General features: G+C 62.2%; 15 protein-coding genes. 11 read left to right on the top strand and 4 right to left on the bottom strand.

Features of this window, described 5'->3' with window-relative positions:
• Positions 1 to 15: 15 nt before the first annotated feature.
• Both EN874_RS15525 and EN874_RS15520 read right to left on the bottom strand, forming a co-directional pair.
• Positions 16 to 999: a GlxA family transcriptional regulator gene (locus EN874_RS15525; protein ID WP_127425527.1), complete on the bottom strand. Its 984-nt coding sequence runs from the start codon at positions 997 to 999 to the stop codon at positions 16 to 18.
• A gap of 249 nt (positions 1,000 to 1,248) precedes the next feature.
• Entirely contained in the window at positions 1,249 to 2,625 is a 1,377-nt protein-coding gene (locus EN874_RS15520) for an aspartate aminotransferase family protein (RefSeq protein WP_127425526.1), read from the bottom strand.
• A gap of 226 nt (positions 2,626 to 2,851) precedes the next feature.
• Between EN874_RS15520 and EN874_RS15515 the strand changes: the two genes are divergently transcribed.
• Entirely contained in the window at positions 2,852 to 4,003 is a 1,152-nt protein-coding gene (locus tag EN874_RS15515) for an NAD(P)/FAD-dependent oxidoreductase (RefSeq protein ID WP_127425525.1), read from the top strand.
• Positions 4,004 to 4,169: 166 nt separating this feature from the next.
• Here EN874_RS15515 and EN874_RS15510 read toward each other — a convergent pair whose 3' ends face one another.
• Both EN874_RS15510 and EN874_RS15505 read right to left on the bottom strand, forming a co-directional pair.
• Positions 4,170 to 4,784 (bottom strand): Crp/Fnr family transcriptional regulator, encoded by a 615-nt coding sequence (locus tag EN874_RS15510; protein WP_168247501.1) that lies wholly within the window; start codon positions 4,782 to 4,784, stop codon positions 4,170 to 4,172.
• Between the two features lie 502 nt (positions 4,785 to 5,286).
• Entirely contained in the window at positions 5,287 to 5,916 is a 630-nt protein-coding gene (locus tag EN874_RS15505) for a hypothetical protein (protein WP_127425523.1), read from the bottom strand.
• Positions 5,917 to 6,328: 412 nt separating this feature from the next.
• Here EN874_RS15505 and EN874_RS15500 point away from each other — a divergent pair, with 412 nt between their 5' ends.
• From EN874_RS15500 to EN874_RS34395, 10 genes are all read left to right on the top strand, one after another.
• A complete protein-coding gene (locus tag EN874_RS15500) occupies positions 6,329 to 8,419 on the top strand; it encodes a polysaccharide biosynthesis tyrosine autokinase (RefSeq protein WP_127425522.1) in 2,091 nt (696 codons plus the stop codon).
• A gap of 21 nt (positions 8,420 to 8,440) precedes the next feature.
• Positions 8,441 to 9,004, top strand: coding sequence for a transcription termination/antitermination NusG family protein (locus EN874_RS15495; RefSeq protein WP_127425521.1), 564 nt, complete (start codon positions 8,441 to 8,443; stop codon positions 9,002 to 9,004).
• A 457-nt stretch (positions 9,005 to 9,461) separates the two neighbouring features.
• The gene (locus tag EN874_RS15490) at positions 9,462 to 11,018 is read left to right on the top strand and encodes a hypothetical protein (protein WP_245513584.1); all 1,557 of its coding nucleotides are present in this window, start codon (positions 9,462 to 9,464) and stop codon (positions 11,016 to 11,018) included.
• A 169-nt stretch (positions 11,019 to 11,187) separates the two neighbouring features.
• Positions 11,188 to 12,408 (top strand): glycosyltransferase, encoded by a 1,221-nt coding sequence (locus EN874_RS15485; RefSeq protein WP_127425520.1) that lies wholly within the window; start codon positions 11,188 to 11,190, stop codon positions 12,406 to 12,408.
• Positions 12,409 to 12,547: 139 nt separating this feature from the next.
• Positions 12,548 to 13,909 (top strand): polysaccharide biosynthesis/export family protein, encoded by a 1,362-nt coding sequence (locus tag EN874_RS15480; protein WP_245513583.1) that lies wholly within the window; start codon positions 12,548 to 12,550, stop codon positions 13,907 to 13,909.
• Between the two features lie 391 nt (positions 13,910 to 14,300).
• A complete protein-coding gene (locus tag EN874_RS15475; RefSeq protein ID WP_127425810.1) occupies positions 14,301 to 16,163 on the top strand; it encodes a type I secretion system permease/ATPase in 1,863 nt (620 codons plus the stop codon).
• A complete protein-coding gene (locus EN874_RS15470) occupies positions 16,160 to 17,479 on the top strand; it encodes an HlyD family type I secretion periplasmic adaptor subunit (protein WP_127425519.1) in 1,320 nt (439 codons plus the stop codon). The genes EN874_RS15475 and EN874_RS15470 overlap by 4 nt, the downstream gene beginning before the upstream one ends.
• A 68-nt stretch (positions 17,480 to 17,547) precedes the next feature.
• Positions 17,548 to 18,495, top strand: coding sequence for a sulfotransferase (locus EN874_RS15465; protein ID WP_127425518.1), 948 nt, complete (start codon positions 17,548 to 17,550; stop codon positions 18,493 to 18,495).
• Positions 18,496 to 18,569: 74 nt separating this feature from the next.
• Entirely contained in the window at positions 18,570 to 20,075 is a 1,506-nt protein-coding gene (locus EN874_RS15460; RefSeq protein WP_245513582.1) for a lipopolysaccharide biosynthesis protein, read from the top strand.
• Between the two features lie 160 nt (positions 20,076 to 20,235).
• A partial coding sequence (locus EN874_RS34395; RefSeq protein ID WP_245513581.1) for a cadherin repeat domain-containing protein occupies positions 20,236 to 22,002 on the top strand: 1,767 nt, incomplete at its 3' end.

Below are 22,002 nucleotides of genomic sequence, written 5' to 3'. Positions count from 1 at the left end.
TTCCCCACCCGCAAGTCAGTTCGGAACTACCGACCTGACCTTGCTGGGCGGCAGGCCGAACGTCTCGCGAAAGGCCCTGGAGAAATGCGAGGCGTTCTCGAAGCCGACCTCGATGGCTATCTCGACCATCGGAACGCTGGTCTCGAGCAGCAGCTGCTTCGCCCGCTCGAGACGCACTCTCTTGTACACGAGCGCCGGAGAGCTCTTCGTCTTCTCCATGAACAGACGCTCCAGTTGCCTTCGCGACAGCCCGACCGATGCCGCCAGTTCGGGAATCGAGATGGTGTTCTCGATATGGCTCTCCATCATGATGAGCGCCGCCTGGAGCCGCGGGTCGTCGCATTCGATGGCAAGTGGCCTGCGCGGCTGGATGTGCAAAGCCGAGCGTGCCTTGTCGATCTGCAGCACTTCGAGCGCGTTTCGCTCCGCACGTTCGCTGATGTGGCGCCTGACGATCGAGGCAGCCATGTCCGCCGCGCTGCTGCCGCCGGCGCATGATCCCCGCGTCCGATCGAGATTGAAGATTCGGTCGGCCCTGACTTCGTGGCCCGGGAAACGCTGACGGAACGCCTGATAGTGCAGCCAGCTGACGCAGGTCCGGTGGTGCTTCATCAGGCCGGCATCCGCCAGGATGAAAGTGCCCGTGCAAACCCCGATCAGCGGAACCTTGGCTGCCGCGGCTCGCTTGAGGTAGCGGACGGTTTCGTCGTCGACCGGGAACTCATTGTTCAACAGGCCGCCGACCACGACGATGTAGTCGAACAGCCCGGGATCCACGAAATCCGATGTCGGGGCGACCTGCACGCCGCAGCTGGCGGTGATCAGATGCCTGGTGCTCGCCAGAACCTGCCAGTCGGCAAAGACCCTGCCGGACCTGTCTGCCTCGTCGCTGGCCAGGCGCAGCGTGTCGACGAACAATGCAAACGCCGAAAGCGTGAAGGAGCGGGAAAGAATGAAGCCGATCTTCAGCCGGCTGGTCTCCGCGACAGCTTTTTTCATGCCTGCCTCACGCTCTGTTGCCGGACAATGCGCGCTCGGAAGCGTTGCTTCCCAACCAGCACCGACCTCGTCGTCAACGCGCTTTTCGCGCATGGCAGGATGCCAGCCGCCGTCGCCCCGGGATAGTCCATGAACGACTTGGCCGTCTCGGATGGAGACGCTCCGTAGAGGCCGAACCGTCGCGCCGGCCGGAAGTCAGCGCCGGCTGGCGCAAGCGTGGCGGTCCTGGCGGCGCGGTGATGGACCGGTTCAGCCCTGTGGCCGGACCTGCGGCAGCGCGGCGTCGAGCGACCGCTCGAACGCGTCGACCACAGCGTCGACCTGGGCCTCGGTGATGATCAGCGGCGGACAGAAGGCGATGGCGTCGCCCATGTTGCGCGAGATGACGCCGTTCTGCTGCAACAAGCCGTTGACCAGCGCACCGACAGCGGCGGGCTTGCCCCATGGTGCCTTGGAAGCCTTGTCGGCGACCAGCTCGACGGCGGCGATCAGGCCGACGCCGCGCACCTCGCCCACCAGCGGATGGGAATCCAGCTTGCGCAGCCGCGCCTGCAGATGCGCGCCGACCTTGCGCGCATTGCCGACGAGGTCGCGCTCCTCGATCAGCTTGATGTTCTCCAGCGCGACAGCCGCGGCGACCGGATGGCCGCCGCCGGTGAAGCCGTGGCCGAAGGTGCCGATGCGGTCGCTCTCGTCGGCGATCGGCTCGAAGACCTTGTCGTTGATGATGAGCGCCGAGATCGGCAGGTAGGACGACGAGATCTGCTTGGACAGCACCATGATGTCGGGGTTGATGGCGAAGGTCTGCGAGCCGAACATCTCGCCGGTCCGGCCGAAGCCGCAGATCACCTCGTCGGCCACCAAAAGTATGTCGTATTTCGACAGCACCGCCTGGATTTTTTGCCAATAGCCGGCCGGCGGAACGACGACGCCGCCGGCGCCCATGATCGGCTCGCCGATAAAGGCGGCAATGGTTTCAGGCCCCTCGGCGAGGATCAGTTTTTCCAGGTCGTCGGCGAGCCGGCTAGAGAACTGCTCCTCGCTTTCGCCGGGCTCGGCGTCGCGCCAATAGTGCGGCGTCGAGGTGTGCAGGATATTGGCGATCGGCAGGTCGAAGGAGAGATGATTGTTCGGCAGGCCGGTCAGGCTCGCCGCGGCAATGGTGACGCCATGGTAGCCGCGCTTGCGGCTGATGATCTTCTTGCGGCCCGGCTGGCCGAGCGCATTCGACCAGTACCAGATCATCTTGATCGCCGTGTCGTTGGCTTCGGAACCGGAATTGGTGAAATAGGCCTTGCTCATCGGCACCGGCGCCATCTGCACCAGCTTTTCGGCGAGGTCGATCAGCGGCGAATGCGCCTTCGAGCCGAAATCGTGATAGAAGGGCAGCTTCGACATCTGTCTTGTGGCCGCCTCGACCAACCGCTTTTCCGAGAAGCCGACGGCGACGCTCCACAGGCCAGCCATTGCCTCGATGTAGCGGTTGCCGGCAATGTCCTCGACATAGACGCCGTCGCCCTTCTCGATGACCAGCGGGCCCGTCTCCTGATGCTTGCGGGCATTGGTATAGGCATGCAGATGGTAGCGGATATCGCGGGCTTCAGGGGAATTCGGTCTGGCGTCCATGATGGCTCCTGTCTGCGGCCGTCTAGGCGGAAATAGGATCCGTTTTCCTGTTGAGAACATCCGGAAAATCCGCCTCGCGTCTGCTGCTTGATGCATCACGGCGGGATGCGGCTGCAAGAGCCGCTGTGTCACAATCGATAGCGCCATGAGATTTCCAAGGCGGACGGAGACGGTGTAAGTCTTCGCGGACTGTGGAGCACGGCATGCGCAACCGAAGAGACGCAAAATGGAACAGGTCGACTGCATAGTCGCCGGGGCCGGCGTCATTGGCCTTGCGGTCGCGCGGAGCCTGGCGGCGCGAGGCCTCGATACGCTGATCCTCGAAGCGGCGGACGCCATCGGCACCGAGACGAGCTCGCGCAATTCGGAAGTCATCCACGCCGGCATCTATTACCTTGAAGGCTCGCTGAAGGCACGGCTCTGCGTGGCCGGACGCGATATGCTCTATCGCTATGCGACGGAGCGCTCGATCCCGCACCGGCGCTCGGGCAAGCTGATCGTTGCGACCGACGAGGCGCAGGGGCCGGTGCTGGCCACGATCCACGCCAATGCGATCGCCTGCGGCGTCGGCGACCTGCGTTTCCTTTCCGCCGCCGAAGCGCAGGCACTGGAGCCGGCGCTTCATTGCACGAAGGCGCTGCTCTCGCCTTCAACCGGCATCATCGACAGCCACGCGCTGATGCTCGCCCTGCTCGGCGACGCCGAGGACAGCGGCGCAATGCTGTCGCTCAACACGCGCATCGTTTCGGGCCGCATCGAAGCCCACCGCATCGTGCTCCAGACGGTGAACACAGCGAGCGGCGAAAATTTCGAGATCGCCACGTCGCGTCTCGTCAACGCGGCCGGCCTCGGCGCCGTTGCGCTGGCCGGCTCGCTCGAAGGCCTCGACCGGCAACTGTTGCCCACGCTTCGCTACGCCAAAGGCAATTACTTCTCGGTGGCTGGCCGCGCCCCGTTCTCGCGGCTTGTCTATCCGGTGCCCGAACCCGGCGGGCTTGGTGTCCATCTGACCCTCGATCTCGGCGGTGCCGCTCGCTTAGGCCCTGACGTCGAATGGACCGATGTCCTCGACTACCGCGTCGATCCGGCGCGCGGCGAGCGCTTCTACGCTGCCATCCGCAAATACTGGCCGGAGCTGGCCGATGGCAGCCTGCAGCCGGCCTACAGCGGCATCCGGCCGAAACTTTCCGGTCCGGGCGAAGCCAGCAGCGATTTCGTCATTCAGGATGCCGCGGCCTACGGTATCCAGGGCCTGGTCAATCTGTTCGGCATCGAGAGCCCCGGCCTGACGTCCAGCCTGGCTGTCGCCGAACACGTGGCGCGCATCCTTGCGCCTGAAGCGCATCGCGATCTTTCCGATTCACTCCATGCGCTCTAAATCTCTGATTTTGCGCATGCCGAACCGGTTCCCTTTCGCCCAAAAGTGCTCAGCGGTGTATGGCGCGCCGGCAAGATGGTGCGGCCGAAGCGTCAGGGCCATTCTGACGAGCGCAAGCTTTCTGGCCCTCGCTTGCCGCGTGCGGTCTTCCGCGGAGCAGCCTGCGTCAGCTCGAAATGTAGGACCGATCAAATCCGGCTGTTTTGATAAGCCCAGCATGGTCGTGCAGCTCGACGACGCCATTGCGGAAAGAGGCCAGGGAGGTCTCTCGCAACGTTTTCAGCACGCGACTCACATGCACAGCCGAGAGCCCCAATGCGTCCCCCAGTTCAGCCTGGGTCAGGGGGCATTCAAAGCGATCCGGATAACTCGTTGCCGATCGCTGCGAGCGGCAGGCCAGTTCGAGAAGCAAATGCGCCGTGCGCTCAACGGCCCCCCTTCTGCTGACGCTAGCGAGATGTTCCGCAACCCTTGAATATCGAAGCGTCTGAGCCCGCAGGATGGCTTCGCAGACGGACTGCGGATAGCGCAAAAAACATGTATGGACAGGACCGGCCAACTCAATCGCGGTAACGTCCGACAGGGCCGTTACCGTCTCGCCCGCGTCTCCGGCGAACTCGACCAGGGCAATTTCGTGAGGAAGCGCAAAATCGACGATGAGACGCGAGCCATTCGGCAATGTCTTGGCGAATGCAGCCCAGCCGACGATCACAATCAGGATGAAGGGTTTGGCCTGATATTCGCCTGCGATGGTCGTGTTGGCCGGATAGGTGCGGCGCACGGCTCCCGGCAGTACAGAAATCCCCCTTTCCCAACTTGCGTCAGCAAGCGTAGGTCCCCTTGCCAATCCAAGAGCCTGCTTTGATAAGCTCATCTCTCCTGAATAACCCCCAGACCGCGTTCGCCCCCCGGGTCAACCTGAAGCTGCAAACTATCGACTAGGCAAAAAGTTCCATCTATCTGTTCATCTGAACAGTGCCGCAGTCTACCACCTTTGGACTAGGCTGTACCACCCTTGACGGACTGGAACGCACCCCAGGCCCCAGAGATTGCCTTCAGGGCCACGATGGCTCCAGAACATATCGTCGTGCGACGCCGACGCGGGCAACACGTCGTGCGCACCGGCATGCCATCGATGCGCAAGCACTGGCTGTATCGATCTTGCACGTGCGGCGCCATCTCGTCGAAGCAACCACGGTGCGCATGCGACGGTGCGGGCGCAATGAAAAGTCGAACCGGGCTGTTCGTCTTCCAGGCCGGCGATGCAGGTCCTTGCAACTCACCTATCGACTCGTCTCGGACACGTTGCCCGAGGACCTGCCGCCAGCAAGCCGAAGGTCCTTGTCTTCGAACTCGTCGTTAGGGCTTCGACCCGACGACAAAGAAAAATTGGACCCTGCCGGTCTCATTGATGCCGGAGGTGCTGATTCCGGTCGTGGAGCGAGCGGTTGCAGCTCTTGCCAAGGCGGTCCGGGAATATATCGGGTCTCTTTTCCTGCGTTGTCCGTCGCAGCGGCCGAAACGGTTTGCTCGATTGCTCCGGCTGCCGGCTTCCGGCGCGAACGCTTGGCGCTGTAAGTCTGCCGCCTTTCCTCGGCGACTTCCAGGCCTTCTATTGCCGACAGGACTAGTGCGAGGCGGTCCTCGATTTGCTTCAAACGCCTCCAGGTGGAAAGCAGCGCAAATGAAACCAGCACACAGTATGCAAGAATGGCGGTCACCGATCCCGCCCAATTCTCGATACCGAACAGTATCAGCGCGACAGCCCCGATGAGGATCGCAATGGTACCGTAGCCCAGCAGCCGGCCCTTAAGAAGAAGCATCAGTGGCAGGGTTGCCGCCAGCATAAGAATGACTCCGGGACTGAGCGCCCAACCTATAAACGGCGGAACGATTTCGCTGTAAGTGTCCATGTCCACCTCGGAATCGCCGAGGCCAGTCGCTCTCTCACCGTCAGGAGCACCCCTGATGATCGTAGCGTTATGGTAGACCTCCCTGCAGCGCGAGAGGAAGGTGTCCCGGCGACGCCCTAAAGCTCTGAAAGGCATACCGGGTAGACCAGATCGACCTTTAGCCGAATTACTACTCAATAATGGTAATGGCGGCGATGTCCGCGAAGCTGATATGTTTCTGGACTTAACCGGTGACGCGATCGGTCAGTGGGCGCAAAGAGCGATTTGGACATGCCGGCGGGGGCACTAAAGCCTTACGTTTCATGCGTTTAAGCGCGCTTGACAGCTAACTGCCCGAACCCTTTTCGAAGTCAAGGCCGCTCAGCCGATGCTGAGGGGGTGGGCGTTGCGTTGCCATCGTAAGGACTGGGAAATGGCAAGTCCAACCGACAATCCGATGATGATTCGGGAATTCCTGCCGCTCGATGTCAGGGAGGTCTTCGATTTCTTTCTCCGCCGATGGAAGCTGGTAAGCGGAATTGCTGTCATCACCTTCTGCCTATTTATCGCCGCTGCCTATGTTATCCCGCCGTCTTACACAGGCGTCTCACAAATATTGCTCGATGCCCCGATCGACTACATGACTCCGCAAGATTATTCCAATTCCGACTTTGCCGACAATCCAACATTTATTGAAAGTCAGATTGCTGTCTTGAGGTCTGCCTCGCTCCTTCTGCAGGTCGTCGACAGCGAGAAGCTGACGCAGGATCCCAAGATCGGGCCGGCGGCACTGATATGGCTCCAGAGCGCTTTGGGGGTCTCGCGCGTCGGGCTTGGAAATGTCATCGAGATCGATGTCAGCGTATACGATCCCCAAAAGGCAGCATCGCTCGCGAATGCGATTGCCCAGGCCTACGTCGCCGATCGACTAAAGTCTCGTTACGAAGGGGTCCAAAAGGCCTCTACATGGCTTAGCGACAGAGCCGCGTATCTGCGAGCGGAACTCAGCCGTTCCGAACAGGCTGTCCAGAAGTTTCGGATCGATCACAACCTACTGGCGACGCCGGCAGGCAGCCTGACTGACCAGCAACTGTCCGAATTGAACGTCGCCTTGATCAATGCTCGCGCCGAACTGTCGGCGAAACGGGCACAGTATCAACAGGTTGAAAAGTTGCAGGCTGCTGGAGGCGACATCCAGTCGATACCGGACGTGTTGCAGTCCGTCGTGATCAATGCACTTCGCGCTCAGCTCTCTGGAGTGACCCGGCGGGAAGCCGACCTTCAATTGAAATATGGCGAACGTCACCCCGATGTCCTGTCGGCTCAGGCCGAACGTCGCGACATCGAGGGACAGATCGCCGCCGAAGTCCAGCGCCTCATCGGCAATCTGAAGAATGAGGTCGACTCCGCCGAAGCCCGGGAAGCTTCTCTCACTCGCGCCTTGGACTCGGTGTCCAACCGATCCGAAGTCGAAGGTCAGGTTGGCGTCCAGCTGCGCGATCTGGAGAGGATCGCCGCCGCGAACAAGGAACTCTTTGAGACGTTCCTCTCACGCGCCAAGCTTACCGAGGAGAAATCCACTCTCCTCAACAGCGGCGTCCGCGTGATCACCGATGCCAGTATCCCGGGTTCGCCAAGCTTCCCGAACAGGCCTCTTTTTGCGGCTTTGGGTCTGGTCTTCGGCATCTTCTTCGGGGGCGCCGGAGCCGTTCTGCGTGAGCTTTTTGCTGCCGGCTTCATGGCAAAGAAGCAGATCGAGGACGAACTGGCCGTTCCGGTTCTTGCGTCGATGCCAAGGATGTCGGGCTGGTCGAAGGACGTTCGGGCCCAGCCTGTGGCCTATCTCGAGCGCAAACCGCTATCCAGGTACAGCGAAGCGGTGCGGCGGCTTCGCCTCGGTATCCAGACAACGTCGGAACTGGACCCTTCGCCGCGCCTGATGCTCGTGACGTCGGCGATGCCCGGCGAAGGCAAGACAACCCTGGTATTGAGCCTGGCCTGCTCGGCCGCTGCCGACGGCGAACGGGTTCTGGTCATCGACGCGGACCTGCGCCTTTCGGCCACCACGGCCTTCTTCGGCATGGCTGACAAGGTCGGATTGGTCGATCTTCTGACGTTGCCGGTGAAGGCCGCAAACGCAATCCACCTGGACGAACGCTCGGGGATCTCGCTGTTGCCGGCAGGAGCAAGGACCCGCAACCCGCCTGCCCTTCTTGCTTCGGCCAGAATGCGCTCGCTGCTCGATGAGGTTCGGGGGAAATTCGACACGGTGATCATTGACGCACCGCCTGTCGGACCCGCGGCCGATGCCTCGATCCTGGCGAGGCACGTCGACAAGGTCGTCTTCGTAGTGAGGTGGCGGGAAACCTCGCGTGAGGCCGTTGCCGAAGGAATTCGACACCTTGGCGATCGGTCCAAGCTTGCCGGCATTGCCCTGACGATGGTGGACGAACCAAAACTGCCGAGATACGGCCGTTACACGTCGCTCGAAAGCAGCGTCTCGGACAGTTACTATCTCAATTAGAGGAGCAGGCAGTATTTCGCCATGTTGCGCCCTGACCTATACGACAATCGCTTTCCGGAGACGGTGGGAAAAAGTCACGACGGCGAAGCTGCGCGCTGGTGCGTGGTCCAGACGCACCAGCATTCCGAGAGCCTGGCCGAGCGGCACCTGCTGTCACAGAACTTCCGCACCTATCTGCCCAAACGCAGGCGAACCGTCCGCCACGCCCGCAGCGTCAGGACCGTCTCAAGCGCGTATTTCGACTGCTATCTGTTCGTCTCACTGGCTGTGCATCAGCAGAGCTGGTACCCGATCAACTCGACGGTCGGCGTCCGAAGGCTGGTCATGAGCAAGGGAATGCCGATACCGGCGCCTTACGGCGTGGTTGAGTCATTGATATCGGTAACCGACGACGACGGGATTTTGCACCCGGACATCCTGTTGAGGCCGGGCCAGAGGATCAGGATCATAGATGGCCCGTTTTCGGACCAGCTTGGAATTCTTGATCATGTCGGAAGCGCTGGCGCGGTCAGAATTCTTCTCGACATTATGAACCGATCGATTCCTATCACTATTGATAGGGACAAATTGTCCATAGTTTCTTGAAATTACTTGGTGGGTTTCACTGACCTTTTTATTCCGGAAGATGCCGAAACCATTCGGCTGGGAGCGATGAGTTGGCAACCAATTCACCCGCGGTGCGGCAGCCTGCGAAGGCGCCGTCAGAACCTGCGGCCCGGCATTGAGACGATTGAGCTTGCAATATCTCAGAGACATCGGCCCACCGAGGGGTTGGACTGATCTCACGCCAATTCCATGACGTTTGCGGCGGCGACGAACGAATGACGCTCGCCGGCGATCAATCACGGGAAATCCCTTGCAAACTCCACACAAGTCCACATCGGCAGCCTCCCGTCCGGCCGGGCCCGGAGACCTTCCGGATCGTCTGCAGCCGCAACAGTATCGCCGCTGGGCGCCAGAGGCCAAGGCAGGGATCCTGGCGGAAACGTCGGCGCCGGGAGCGAATGGTTCAGCCTCGGCCAAGACGCTTGGCGCGGGCGCGTTGGACAGCCAATCGGATGCGGCAGCGTATCAAACCGACGGACACGCTCCATTCAGGCCGATCGAAACGGCACTGCCGATTGCCGGCGAACTGTTTCGGGCATTCAATGAAGCCGGCCTGAAGTACGGGATAATTCAGGATCTCGCGTCCCTGCATGACGGATTTGCCGGCTGGGACGATCTCGATGTCCTTTTGGACAAGCATGACTACCCGGCCTTCTGCTCGATCGTGTGCCGATTGCACGGTCGGCGCAGCGTGAGCCTCTCCTGCTACGACAATGTCTGCGCCGGCAGAGAGGACTGGTTCGTGCCTGATTTCTCGCGTGGCCGGTATCTCCATCTCGACATGCACATCGGAGCCCGGGTCGGCCGGGAGTTTCGCAAGCGCTATCCGGCCTTCGACTACGCGGCGATCACGCGCTGGGAGTCGATTTGTATCGACGGCTTGTCGGTTCCGGTGGTCTCCCCCGAAGACGAGCTTCGAATAGCGATTGCCCGTTTCGCGTTCCGGGCCTGGGCCCTGCCGTGGAAGCAATGGATCGCCGTCGACGATGGTTGGAAGCAACATTTTACACGACTGCCGTTGCCGTGCGACGAGCAAGGTTTGCAAGTCGTGGGGTGCACATTTGGCGGCACAGAAACGGTGCGCTGCAGGTTCCGGCAGAGCGCCGAGGGTTTGGCCGCCCACCGCGGCGACTTGGCCACGCTCCGGCGTTCGATCCGCGAAATGTGCGGTTACACGGGACGCTTCGCAATCGCCGATGCTGCGGTCCATCTGGCACGCAAGGCCTGCTATCTCTCCCTGAGGCTCCTTCAGCGCTGGATGCCGGGGCGCCTGCCACCAAAGCGACGGCCCGCCGCTGGTGGATTCGTTGTCGCCCTGATAGGTCCCGATGGCATGGGCAAGAGCACTCAGGCTGGCCGGCTGAGGCAGACATTCGGCTGGAAGTTCGGGTGCGCGCAAGCCTATGTGGGAACCGGCGACGGCAATGGATGGTGGCTTCGCAAGGCGCTGCAGAGCGTGGTCTTTCCCTATAGGCGCCGCCTGAAGTCCCTGGCCGAGAACGATGGAAAAGATGCCTCCGGCCGAGCTTGGTCGAAGGGAGGAGTTGTCGCTGCCGCGTTGGCGCTATGGGCAGTCCTGATCGCGTTTGAGCGATACATAGTCGTGAACCGTGCACATCGATGGGCGACGCGCGGCCTGATTGTCATTTGCGACAGGTGGCCGCAGGCGCTCTGCAGGGGATATCTGGACGGACCGACCATCCCCGCTCGCCTGTTCTCGGTCCCAGGCTTGTCCGCCCTCGCCCGGCTTGAGCAGCGACTCTATCGGAAGATGGCGGAACGCCGCCCACACCTCGTTTTGCACCTCGTTTCAGATTTTGCCGTCTCCGAACAGCGAAAGCCCGGGGACCTCAGGAAAGAAGCGTTCGATGCGCGGCTGTCGCTGATGGCGGAACTGCGGGCGCAGGACAAGGAAATCCGAACCGTTGACGCAAGCGCCGGCATAGACGCGGTCGGCCGCGAACTGTTCAGGCATATCTGGCTGTCTCTCTGAGAGGCAAAACAGGCGGTCGATCCGCCTCGCATCATCCCGAGCTTTCAGTTTTCCCGCGATCCCGGCCCGCGCCCGAAAAGCCCCGGAAGGAGTTCGGACGCTCCCGCTCGATGCGCTCGATCTCCCGAATGCGCCGCCCCCGGATTTCATGTCCCTGAGGTACAAGCAAATGAAGATCGTCCATGTGCTTACCAGACTGCTTCGGGCCGGCTCCGAGGAGAATACGTTGGCCTGCTGTCTCGCTCAGGCGCGGCATGGCCACGAAGTGCTCCTGGTTCATGGCGCCGAATACGACCCGAAGCTACGGGCATCCCTTACCGGAGCCCTTCGAGTGGTGACCCTGGAAAAACTCATCAACCCGATTTCGCCGTCCCGCGACATTTCTGCCTTCGGGCGACTCACCCGCCTTATGCGTGATTGGCGGCCCGACATCGTGCACACGCATCAAAGCAAAGCCGGCATCGTCGGCCGCCTGGCTGCCAGGGAAGCCGATGTCCCTGGCATCGTACATGGCGTGCACATCCTGCCTTTCGTGCATGTGGGCAGCGGGCAGAGGCTGATGTTCCTCGCCGCCGAACGCCTGGCCGCGAGGTTCACGCGCGCTTTCATCGATGTCAGCCAGGCTATGCGCGACATCTGCATCGCCAATCATTTGGGCAGCCCCGACCAGCACCATGTCGTCCACTCCGGCTTCGATCTGGCACGCTTCGCGAGCGCGCGGTGGCCGCAAGAGCCGCATCTGCTGCTGGGGACGGCCGCCGGGGAGCCAAAGCCGCCGGTGGTCCTGATGCTGGCCGCGCTGGAGCCGAGAAAACGCCACGTCGAGTTCATTGAAGCATTCGGGCAGGTCGTCGACCGAATTCCGGACGTGCGACTGCTGCTTGCCGGCGACGGACCGGCGCGATCGGACGTTGAATCGGCGATTGAACGATCCCGGTACGCGAACAACGTTCGCATGATCGGCTACCACAGCGAGCCCGAACGACTGATCAGCCTGGCGGACGTGTGCGTGCTGACGTCGATGCGAGAAGGATTGCCTCGCGTCATGATGCAGTATCTGGCGGGTGGTCGAGCCAGCGTGGTCTCGCACTTGCCCGGCGTGGAAGAGGTTGTCCAGCATGGCGTGAACGGAATTGTGACGCCGGCCGAGGATGTGGGCGCCGCCGCGGCAGCCGTCGCCGATCTCCTCGAGAACCAGCACCATCGCGCTCGGCTGGCCGATGGCGCGAAACGCACAGACCTGTCGTCCTGGGGCCTGGAGTCCATGTGCGAGAGTGTCGAGCAGATTTATCAATCCGTGCTGGAGTCCGCCGTTTCGCCTGAAAGGCCGGACAAGGCGCGAATTCGCGACCGCCTCGCCGGGCAAACCTTCGGGCTGCACGGTTTTTGACCGTCGTCCCGCTCCTTCGACGATGCGCGGAATTCCAAGGCTTACCTCTCAAACTGAACAGATATCCGCCTGTCACGCGCCGGCCGACGAATGTCGATCGGTCCCGACGGCGGCAGGCTGGACAACCGGAGTACCGACGATGCGTATGCGTGCAGACCAGCAATTTCCTTCCAGGCCCTTGCCAATGAAGGACTGGTGCCGACGGCTGTTTTCCAAACGCGAACCCGCGGTCGGCCGCATCCTCGCGACAATCGGCACTCTCGCCGTTGTCTTTGTCCTGCTTGCTGCGGGCGCCTCCCGTGCGGATGGATATACCTTCGACACCGGTGACATCCTGCGCGTGTCGGTGATCGGCGAGGAATCCTATCCGCTGGAGGTCGTGGTCGATGATCGGGGCTCGATATCGCTTCCAATGTTGGGCGATATTCAAGCGCGCGGCCTCACGACCGTTGCCCTCTCACAGGCCATTCAACACGCATTTCAGCAGCAGAAGCTCATCCTCAAGCCATTCGTGAAGGTTGAGATCGGCCAGTACCGGCCGTTCTTTATCTCCGGAACGGTGGCTCACCCTGGATCCTACCCATTTCAACCGGGAATAACGGTTCGCCACGCGCTTGCCATAGCAGGCGGGTTTCGCGCCACTGCCGTGGGAAACACGGAGCCGGCCCTGGAAATAGCCGATCTGCGAAGCATACGCGCGAATCTGGCGATCGAAGAATATCGCCTGAAGGTTCGGCTCGCCCGGCTCCAAGCGGAAAGCCAAAATAAATCCTTCGTTGCGCCGCCGGATCCGCCGGTCGAGTTCGGCGGAAAGTTGATTGCCGACATCATCGCGTCCGAACAAGCCCAGTTGGACGCGCGGCTGGCCGCGTACCGGGACGACATTTCCTACCTCGAGGCTTCGCTTGATCGGGCGAAGAAGGAAGCAACCATGGTTGCCGCCAGCCGTGAAGAACGGGAAAAGACCGCGAACATTCAATTGGAAGAACTGCAGTCTGCCCGGTCTCTGCGTGAAAAGGGTTTGGTGACGAACTCGAATGTCATGACGGCGGAAAGGGCGCATACCAGCTATCGAGCCGAACTGGCTCAGACGGAACTGCAGCAGCAACAGGCGCAGCAGGCGATGCTGAACGCGGAAAGCGAGCTGCGAAAGAAGCACCAAAGTCATGAAATGGACTTGATCGCCCAGACCCAGGACACGCAGGTCGAGCTTGGAAAAACTCAAAGTCAAATAAGATACGTTGCCGACAAGCTTCTTTTCATCTTCACCTATGGCGAGCAGAGAACCTTCGATGACCTGCAGGGCTCGGTGAAGATTTCGATTTTCAGACGCGACCAGAAGGCAGCCCACGACATCGTCGCTGATGAAAATACGGAAGTGAGAGCCGGCGACGTGATCGAGGTTTCCGTTGTGGCCAACAAGGGCTTCTACGCTCCGGATTCGGGAGCGTCCACCAATGCGCAAAATCCCGCCATCCAGTCCGGCGCCGTCGGCCAATAGCACGACGCCGATCTTCGGAACTTCGATCGTGATCCTTGGCGCAGCATTGACGGCCTTTGGAACCCGTCCTCACCGGGCGCATTCCCATATCGAAAAGAAGCGGATGCGGCCGGACCTCGTCCGCGCGCCGGCGCGCCGCAAAACGTCGCGCCGGACACCGCGCCGCCGTCTCATCGTCCGATCGCGCATTCCAGCTGCGATCCTGCTCCTCCTCGCCGCTGCCCTTGCGGGAGCGGCGTTCCTGCCGCGCCTTGATCCGGCCGGGGTCTCGCAGACGCAACCCTGGACGGTCCTCGAGGCCGGCTGGCGCTATTTTTCCGGTCCGCTGGCCTGGCTGGCCGGTCCGGGTGCTCTCCCTGTTTTCGCGGCGGGCGCGGCCCTGGGCTTGCTCATGGCAGCCCTCCGCGGCGCAAGGCGGAGACGAAGAGGCGACTTGCGAGCTGCGTTCGCGAACGCCGGCGCCCGTTCCTCGGCCCCGGAGCCGGAGCCGGCGCCCGGCTCGGAACTGGCCTGCGCGTTGCGCTCCTGCAAGGCGGCGTTCGCGGGCGTCGCGGTTTTCAGCGGCGTCAGCAACATCCTCATGCTGACCGGCGCGATGTTCATGCTGCAGGTCTACGACCGCGTGCTGCCGAGCCGCAGTGTCCCGACCCTGGTAGCCATGGCGATATTGGCCGGCGTTTTGTTTGTCGGGCAGGCCGTCATCGACCTCGTGCGTGGCCGCATCATGATCCGTATCGGCGCGGAACTGGACGAAGCCGTCGGGGGACGCGTATTCACCGCCGTTTCGAGGCTGCCCTTGTACATCGGCCAGCAGGGCGATGGATTGCAGCCGCAACGCGATCTCGACAGCATCCGTACTTTTCTGTCGAGTGCCGGGCCCGGCACGCTATTCGATCTTCCGTGGCTGCCCTTCTATCTGGCGATCATCTGGAGCCTTCATCCAACCCTCGGGACGACTGCCGCCTGTGGCGCGTTCGTGCTGGTGACGCTGACGGTCGCGACCGAGATCCTTTCGCGCAGACCGATGGGCGCCGCGTCACTAAGCGGCGTGAGGCGCAACAGCTTGGCCGAGGCCAGCCGCCGCAACGCGGAGGTGCTTGCGGCGATGGGCATGGGCAAACGCCTGCACGACCACTGGCGCGAAGCGAGCCGCGAACATCTTACGCAGCAGCAGCGTGTCAGCGATATCGTTGGCGGCTTCGGCAGCTTCGCCCGCGCCTTGCGGCTGATGCTGCAGTCGGCAATGCTGGGCGTGGGCGCCTGGCTTGTGATCCAGGGCGAAGCCACCTCGGGGATCATCATCGCCGGCTCCATACTTGCAGGCCGTGCGCTGGCGCCCGTCGATCTTGCCATCGCCCATTGGCGCAACTTCGTCGCCGCGCGCCAGAGCTGGAGCAGGCTGGCGAAATTGCTCGCCCGATTGCCGCAAGACGCTCTGCCGATGGCGCTTCCGGTGCCCGGCTCGACTCTGACGGTGGAGCGCATCGCGATCGGTGCGCCGGGCTCGCAACGCATCATCGTGCAAGGTATGGAATTCAGCCTGGACGCCGGCTCGGTGCTCGGCATCATAGGACCAAGCGGTTCCGGCAAATCGAGTCTCGTTCGCGGGCTGGTCGGCGCCTGGCGACCGCTGGCAGGCCGCATCAAGCTGGACGGCGCCGCGCTGGATCAGTGGTCGTCGGAGCGCCTTGGCCGCTACATCGGCTACCTTCCGCAGGACGTCGAACTGTTTGCGGGAACGGTTGCCGCCAATATTGCCCGCTTCGATCCTGGGGCGGATCCGCAGGCCATTGTCGCCGCCGCCCGCGCCGCGGGCGTCCATCAGCTCATCATCGGTCTTCCCAACGGCTACGAGACGCAGATCGGAGAGGGCGGAACCGCGCTCTCGGCCGGCCAGCGCCAGCGCGTTGCCCTCGCACGCGCGCTCTATGGCGATCCGTTCCTGGTGGTCCTGGACGAACCCAACTCGAATCTCGACAGCGAAGGTGAGATCGCGCTTGCCGGGGCCATCCTTGCAACCAAGGCGCGCGGCGGCATCGTAGCGATCGTGGCGCATCGGCCCAACATTCTCGGCACGGTGGATTTCCTGCTCGTGATGAAAGAGGGCCAGATGCAGATGTTCGGCACGAGGGAAAGCGTGCTGTCGAAACTCATGCCTGTGCCACAGGTCGCCACCGCGGGCCTGCAGCCGGTTTTCAAGCTCACCCCGACCGCCGAGTTGATGAACACCCCGGACATGGAAACGGGGAAATGACGGCTGCCCTTTCGAACAGGTCGCTTTCCAACCGGCGATCCATCCGCCGCAATCTGCTGGGCGGAATGACCATCGTCGCATTGCTCGTCGGCGGAATGGGAGTCTGGGCCGGGACGGTGGACATTTCGGGAGCAGTGATTTCACGCGGCGCGGTGGTCGTCGACAGCAGCGAGAAGAAAGTTCAACACCCGACCGGCGGCGTGGTCGGCAAGATCTTCGTGCGCGACGGCGACCGCGTCAGGGCCGGAGATATTCTGGTCCAGCTCAGCGACACCGTTCCGCGCGCCAGCCTGGCTTACGTGACGAAGAACCTGGATGAGCTCTATGCGCGAAAGTCCCGGCTCGAGGCCGAGCGTGACGGCAGCGACCGCATGACGCTTGCTCCGGTGCTTGCCGCGGGAATGAACGACCCTGAGATAGCTGCCACGGTGGCCAGCGAACAACGGCTGTTCGAGCTTCGTCGAACCGAGGTGTCGGGCAACAAGGCGCGATTGCGCGAACGCATCGAGCAACTCGGGAAGCAGATCGAAGGCTATTCGGCGCAGGAATCGGCAAAGACGAAGGAGATCGAGCTGATCAATGACGAGCTCGCCGACATCCGCAGTCTTGTCGAAATGAGGCTCACCCTCAAGTCGAAGCTGACCGAATATGAGCGCGAGGCGACACGGATCGCGGGTGAACGGGCGCAACTTTTGTCGAGCATGGCGCAGGCAAAGGGGGCGATCGCCGAAATCGAGATCCAGATCCTGCAGCTCGACAAGGAGTTCGCCAGCGAGACCGGGAGCGAACTGCGGGAGGTCGAAGCCAAGATCGCCGAGTTCGAGGAGAAAAAGGTCACCGCCGAGGACCAGCTGTCGCACATCGATATTCGCGCCCCCGCCAGCGGCACGGTCCACCAATCCTCGATCCATACCGTTGGTGGCGTGATCGGCGCGGGGGAGCCGATCATGCTGATCGTGCCCGACACAGATGCTCTCGCGGTCGAGGTGAAGGCTGCGCCCCAGGACATCGACCAGCTCTTGATCGGTCAGCGCGCGCTTCTTCGCTTCACCGCCTTCAACGTCCGCACCACGCCCGAAACGGAAGGTGTGGTCTCCATGATCGCGGCCGACGTGACGCGCGATCAGCATACCAACGAAATCTACTACGCGGTGCGCATCACGCCCGACCCGAAGGACTTTAAGAGACTCGGCCCTGTCTCGCTCATTCCCGGCATGCCCGTGGAAGCGTTCATACGGACTGGCGACCGCAAGGTTCTCTCATACCTGATGAAGCCTTTGACGGACCAGATGATGCGCGCGTTCAGGGACCAGTAGCTACGCGCTGCAGCTCGTCGCGCGGGTCGGCGCAGTCTTCTCACCTGTGGCAAGGGAGACCCATCAAGATGGCAACAGAACTGAAACCTCCGATCTTCCTGATCGGCAACTATCGTTCGGGCACCACCATAACGCAGAAATTGATCGGGCTGCACCCGGATGTCGTTACCTGGTACGAACCGAAAACATTGTGGCTCTATGCCGATCCAGCGCGGCGACATGACGAATTTGTCGAAGCCGACGCCACCGAAAAGGTCATCCGTTACATTCGCAACCGATTCCTCGAATATCAGCTACGGCATGGCAACCGGCAAATCATGGAAAACACGCCCGCCAACGTCTTGCGCGTGCCATTTATCCATCAGATCTTCCCGGAAGCCATATTTCTATATATCACGAGAAATCCATTCTCCTATATAAGCTCCATGGAGCTTAAGTGGCAGCGTGCAAAGAGCTTTAAAGGTATGCTGCGACTCTTGAGAGAGACACCGATCACGCAAGTTCACTATTATGCCGGAGATGTCATAAGGCAGATAGTCACTAAAAGGATACTGCGAAGAAAATATACATCGATCTACGGGCCACGCTACAGGGGAATAGATCGCGATTTGCAGCAGCATGAAAAATTGACAGTGATCGCGCGTCAGTGGGCGCGCGGCAATCGAATGGCTCGAGAAGATCTCGCCAGGCTGGGCAACGGCCGTGTACTCTCGTTCCGCTATGAGGATCTAATCCAGGATCCCGAGCTGGTCTTGCAGCGCATCTTTGAGCATTGCGGGCTGAATTGCAGCGGCGAGATCGTTCGCACCGCCAAGCAGATGATTGATCCCGGCCGCCAGCAGAAGTGGCTCCGCCTGGATCCTGGCGAATTGGCGGCCATCGTCCCGGAGGTCCGGGATGAGATGGCGTTTTACCGCTACGAGATCCCCTCCCTTCTCGTTGAACACGGCTCGCGGCCGACGCGGGCTCCATTGGCGTTTCAGCACGGCCATCCGGATATCCGGTCCTCCCGCTGAGCGGCTTCAGGGAAGACGCATTGGCTGCCGGCTTTTGGTCGGTCGAGTAAGCAACGGAGCAAGTGGAGATTGGCGTGGGCGACATCCGGCGCGGACTGGCGAAACGCAGTGTCGTGGGCATGTTCTGGACGGGCCTGTCCATGGGCGCGTTGGCGGTTGCTGAGCTTTTCGCTCTCCTCCTGCTGGCCCGGCTGCTCTCACCCAATGAGTTCGGCCTTTACTCTGCGGCGCTGATCGTCATCAAGTTTTCGGCCATTTTCCAGGGGCTTGGCATTACGCCTGCGATCGTGCAGCGGCCGGTGCTCGAGGAACGGCACCTTCGTGTCGGGTATACCTTGTCGCTCCTCCTCGGTCTTACCGTGTCTGCTCTGGTATGGGCGATGGCACCCGCGATTGCCAGCCTTCTTCGCCTCGCCGATCTCACACCGATCGTGCGCGCGGTCTGCTTCATCTTTCTTTTCCAGGGAGCCTCCATGGTGGCGTTGGCCTCGGCCCAGCGTGCATTGCGGTTCCGTTGGCTCGCTGTCGTCGACGCGGTCGCTTTCGCGATCGGTTATGTGGTCGTCGGTCCGGTGCTGGCTTGGCTCGGCTTCGGCATCTGGGCGCTTGTCGCAGCGCTCCTGGTCCAGCAGTTGTTCCGCACGATCGTGCTTCTCGCCGGCCAGCGACACCCGATGCGGCCGTTGCTCGAGCGGAGCGCGATTTTCGAACTGCTCTATTTCGGAAGCGGCTTCACCATTGCGCGGGTCTGCAACTACCTCGCCACTCAGGTGGACAGGCTTGTCGTGGGCCGCTACCTGGGCGCCGATGCGCTCGGCGTCTACGGCTTGTCGTCCCAGCTCATGACAACTCCGGCGGTCATCGTCGGCCAGGTCCTCGATCGCGTGCTGTTCCCGACCATGGCGCTGGTCCAGGAAGAGCCCGTGCGGCTTGCTCGCGCCTACCGCAGCGCGGTTGCCGGTTGCGCCCTGCTCGTCCTGCCGGCCAGCGTGGTGGTGGCGATCGTCGCGCCCGAATTGGTTCGGGTCATTCTCGGACGGGGATGGGAAGGTGTAGTCGCCCCGCTCCAGATCCTGGCGTTCAGCATGCTGTTCCGCACGAGCTACAAGCTTAGCGACTCCGTCTCGCGGGCAACCGGAACGGTGTACGCACGAGCCTGGCGCCAAGCCGTTTTCACCGTCGGTGTCTTCGTCGGAGCCTTCGTAGGGCAACGCTGGGGCGTGGAAGGGGTGGCGTTCGGTGTCGGCCTGGCATTCGGTGCCAACTTCTTCCTCATGGGACAGTTGAGCCTCCGCGTGACCGGGATGACTTGGGCGGATTTCTTCCTGGCGCACCTACCCGGCCTCGCGCTCACGGGCGTTGTCGGAACCGGCGCCTGGGCATTCGTGGAATGGCTGCGCGCCTTCCAGCTATCTCCTCTTCCGCTGCTCATCGATACGGCGTTGCTGGCGTCTGTGGGGGGCCTGCTGCTGTGCTGGCTCCTGCCGTCGCTGTTCCTTGGGCGCGAAGGCCTGTCGCTGCTGCGCTTGCTCGCGGCAGTGGTGCCCACGTGGCCAAGGATGAAGCAGGCAACAGACTGACCAAGGACGCAACTCGCCCGGTCGTCCGGCCATGGATTTCATGTTCTTCACTCGCAACGTCATCGCTGCCGTGCTCGTTCATGGGATCGGCGGTGATGCCCGGTCGGGCGCGTAGGGATTCCGTCATCAATCGAGGAAAATGCGGAAAGGGAGACCTGTCATGGCTGAACTATTCGAAACGAGAGTGGCGACAGCAGGCGACGATGTCGAGGAGAAGGGCTCCGGCACGATCGGAACCAACATCAACGACCTGGAGCTGGGCTATGACAGCAGCACCCGCCAGACGGTCGGCATCCGCTTCACCGGCATCGACATCCCGCAAGGCGCCATCATCACCAGCGCCTACATCCAGTTCCAGGCCAACGAGGTGAAGATCGACGCGGCCTCGCTGCTGATCCAGGGCGACGACACCGACGATGCCAGCCCCTTCACCGCCGCGGCCTTCAACGTGTCATCCCTTCCCAGGACCTCTGCATCCACAGCCTGGGTCCCCGACCCCTGGACCACGATAGGCGAACAGGGGCTGGCCGAGCGCACGCCCGACCTCTCCGCGATCGTCCAGGAGATCGTCAACCGCTCGGGCTGGGCCGCGCTCAACGACATGGCGTTTGTCATCACCGGCACCGGCACGCGCACGGCCGATTCATACGAATACAACCCCGCCAGCGCACCGCTGCTGCACATCGAATATGTCCTGCCCGGATCCGGAAATCCGGTGGCCTTCAACACACCGCCCGATGCCAATTCCGACACCAACCAGATCGCCGAGCTCGCCGCGGCCGGCGACCCTACAGGGATCACCGCCTCGGCCACCGATCCCGATGCCGGATCGAGCGTCACCTACAGCATCAACGATGCGCGCTTTGCCATCAATTCCAGCACCGGTGTCGTCACGCGCTCGGCCGTCGGCACGCTCGACTTCGAGACCCAGCCGTCGATCAACCTGACGGTGACGGCGACCTCTTCGGACGGCAGCACCGCCAACAAGAGCTTCACGCTCGCCGTCCTCGACAGCCCGGAGCCGGTAAAGTTCGACACTCCGCCCGATGCCAACACCGCGGCCAATCAGATCCTCCAGAATGCCGCCGCCGGTACTGCCGTCGGCATCACCGCCTCGGCCTCGGATCCCGATGCCGGCTCGACGGTCGCCTACACGATCGACGACACGCGCTTTGCCATCAATTCCAGCACCGGCGTCATCACGCGATCGGGCACCGGCACGCTCAATGCCCAGTCCGAGCCGACGATCAATCTCCACGTCACAGCGACCTCGTCCGACGGCAGCACCGACACTCATGCCTTCACCGTCAGCGTCACGGCCAGCCAGTTGCCGGTGACCTTCAACACTCCGCCCGACTCCAACCCTGGCGCCAACCAGATCGCCGAGCTCGCCGCGGCTGGTGCCGCAACCGGGATCACCGCCTCGGCCACCGATCCCGATGCCGGATCGAGCGTCACCTACAGCATCAACGATGCGCGCTTTGCCATCAATTCCAGCACCGGTGTCGTCACGCGCTCGGCCGTCGGCACGCTCGACTTCGAGACCCAGCCGTCGATCAACCTGACGGTGACGGCGACCTCGTCGGACGGCAGCACCGCCAACAAGAGCTTCACGCTCGCCGTCCTCGACAGCCCGGAGCCGGTAAAGTTCAACACTTCGCCGGATGCCAACACCGCGGCCAACCAGATTTTCCAGAATGCCGCCGCCGGTACTGCCGTCGGCATCACCGCCTCGGCCAAGGATCCCGATGCCGGCTCGACGGTCGCCTACACGATCGACGACTCGCGCTTTGCCATCAATTCCAGCACCGGCGTCATCACGCGATCGGGCACCGGCACGCTCAATGCCCAGTCCGAGCCGACGATCAATCTCCACGTCACAGCGACCTCGTCCGACGGCAGCACCGACACTCATGCCTTCACCGTC

Origin of the sequence: Mesorhizobium sp. M1D.F.Ca.ET.231.01.1.1, assembly GCF_003999155.2 — a bacterium.
GTDB lineage: Bacteria > Pseudomonadota > Alphaproteobacteria > Rhizobiales > Rhizobiaceae > Mesorhizobium.
This window is presented reverse-complemented; position numbering and strand designations above follow the sequence as displayed.

What these genes read in the sequence shown, in the direction of transcription:
- EN874_RS15525 (WP_127425527.1), bottom strand. Translation starts at nt 999, where the DNA reads ATGAAAAAAGCTGTCGCGGAGACCAGCCGGCTGAAGATCGGCTTCATT.
- EN874_RS15520 (WP_127425526.1), bottom strand. Translation starts at nt 2,625, where the DNA reads ATGGACGCCAGACCGAATTCCCCTGAAGCCCGCGATATCCGCTACCAT.
- EN874_RS15515 (WP_127425525.1), top strand. Translation starts at nt 2,852, where the DNA reads ATGGAACAGGTCGACTGCATAGTCGCCGGGGCCGGCGTCATTGGCCTT.
- EN874_RS15505 (WP_127425523.1), bottom strand. Translation starts at nt 5,916, where the DNA reads ATGGACACTTACAGCGAAATCGTTCCGCCGTTTATAGGTTGGGCGCTC.
- EN874_RS15500 (WP_127425522.1), top strand. Translation starts at nt 6,329, where the DNA reads ATGGCAAGTCCAACCGACAATCCGATGATGATTCGGGAATTCCTGCCG.
- EN874_RS15495 (WP_127425521.1), top strand. Translation starts at nt 8,441, where the DNA reads ATGTTGCGCCCTGACCTATACGACAATCGCTTTCCGGAGACGGTGGGA.
- EN874_RS15485 (WP_127425520.1), top strand. Translation starts at nt 11,188, where the DNA reads ATGAAGATCGTCCATGTGCTTACCAGACTGCTTCGGGCCGGCTCCGAG.
- EN874_RS15480 (WP_245513583.1), top strand. Translation starts at nt 12,548, where the DNA reads ATGCGTATGCGTGCAGACCAGCAATTTCCTTCCAGGCCCTTGCCAATG.
- EN874_RS15475 (WP_127425810.1), top strand. Translation starts at nt 14,301, where the DNA reads ATGGCAGCCCTCCGCGGCGCAAGGCGGAGACGAAGAGGCGACTTGCGA.
- EN874_RS15470 (WP_127425519.1), top strand. Translation starts at nt 16,160, where the DNA reads ATGACGGCTGCCCTTTCGAACAGGTCGCTTTCCAACCGGCGATCCATC.
- EN874_RS15465 (WP_127425518.1), top strand. Translation starts at nt 17,548, where the DNA reads ATGGCAACAGAACTGAAACCTCCGATCTTCCTGATCGGCAACTATCGT.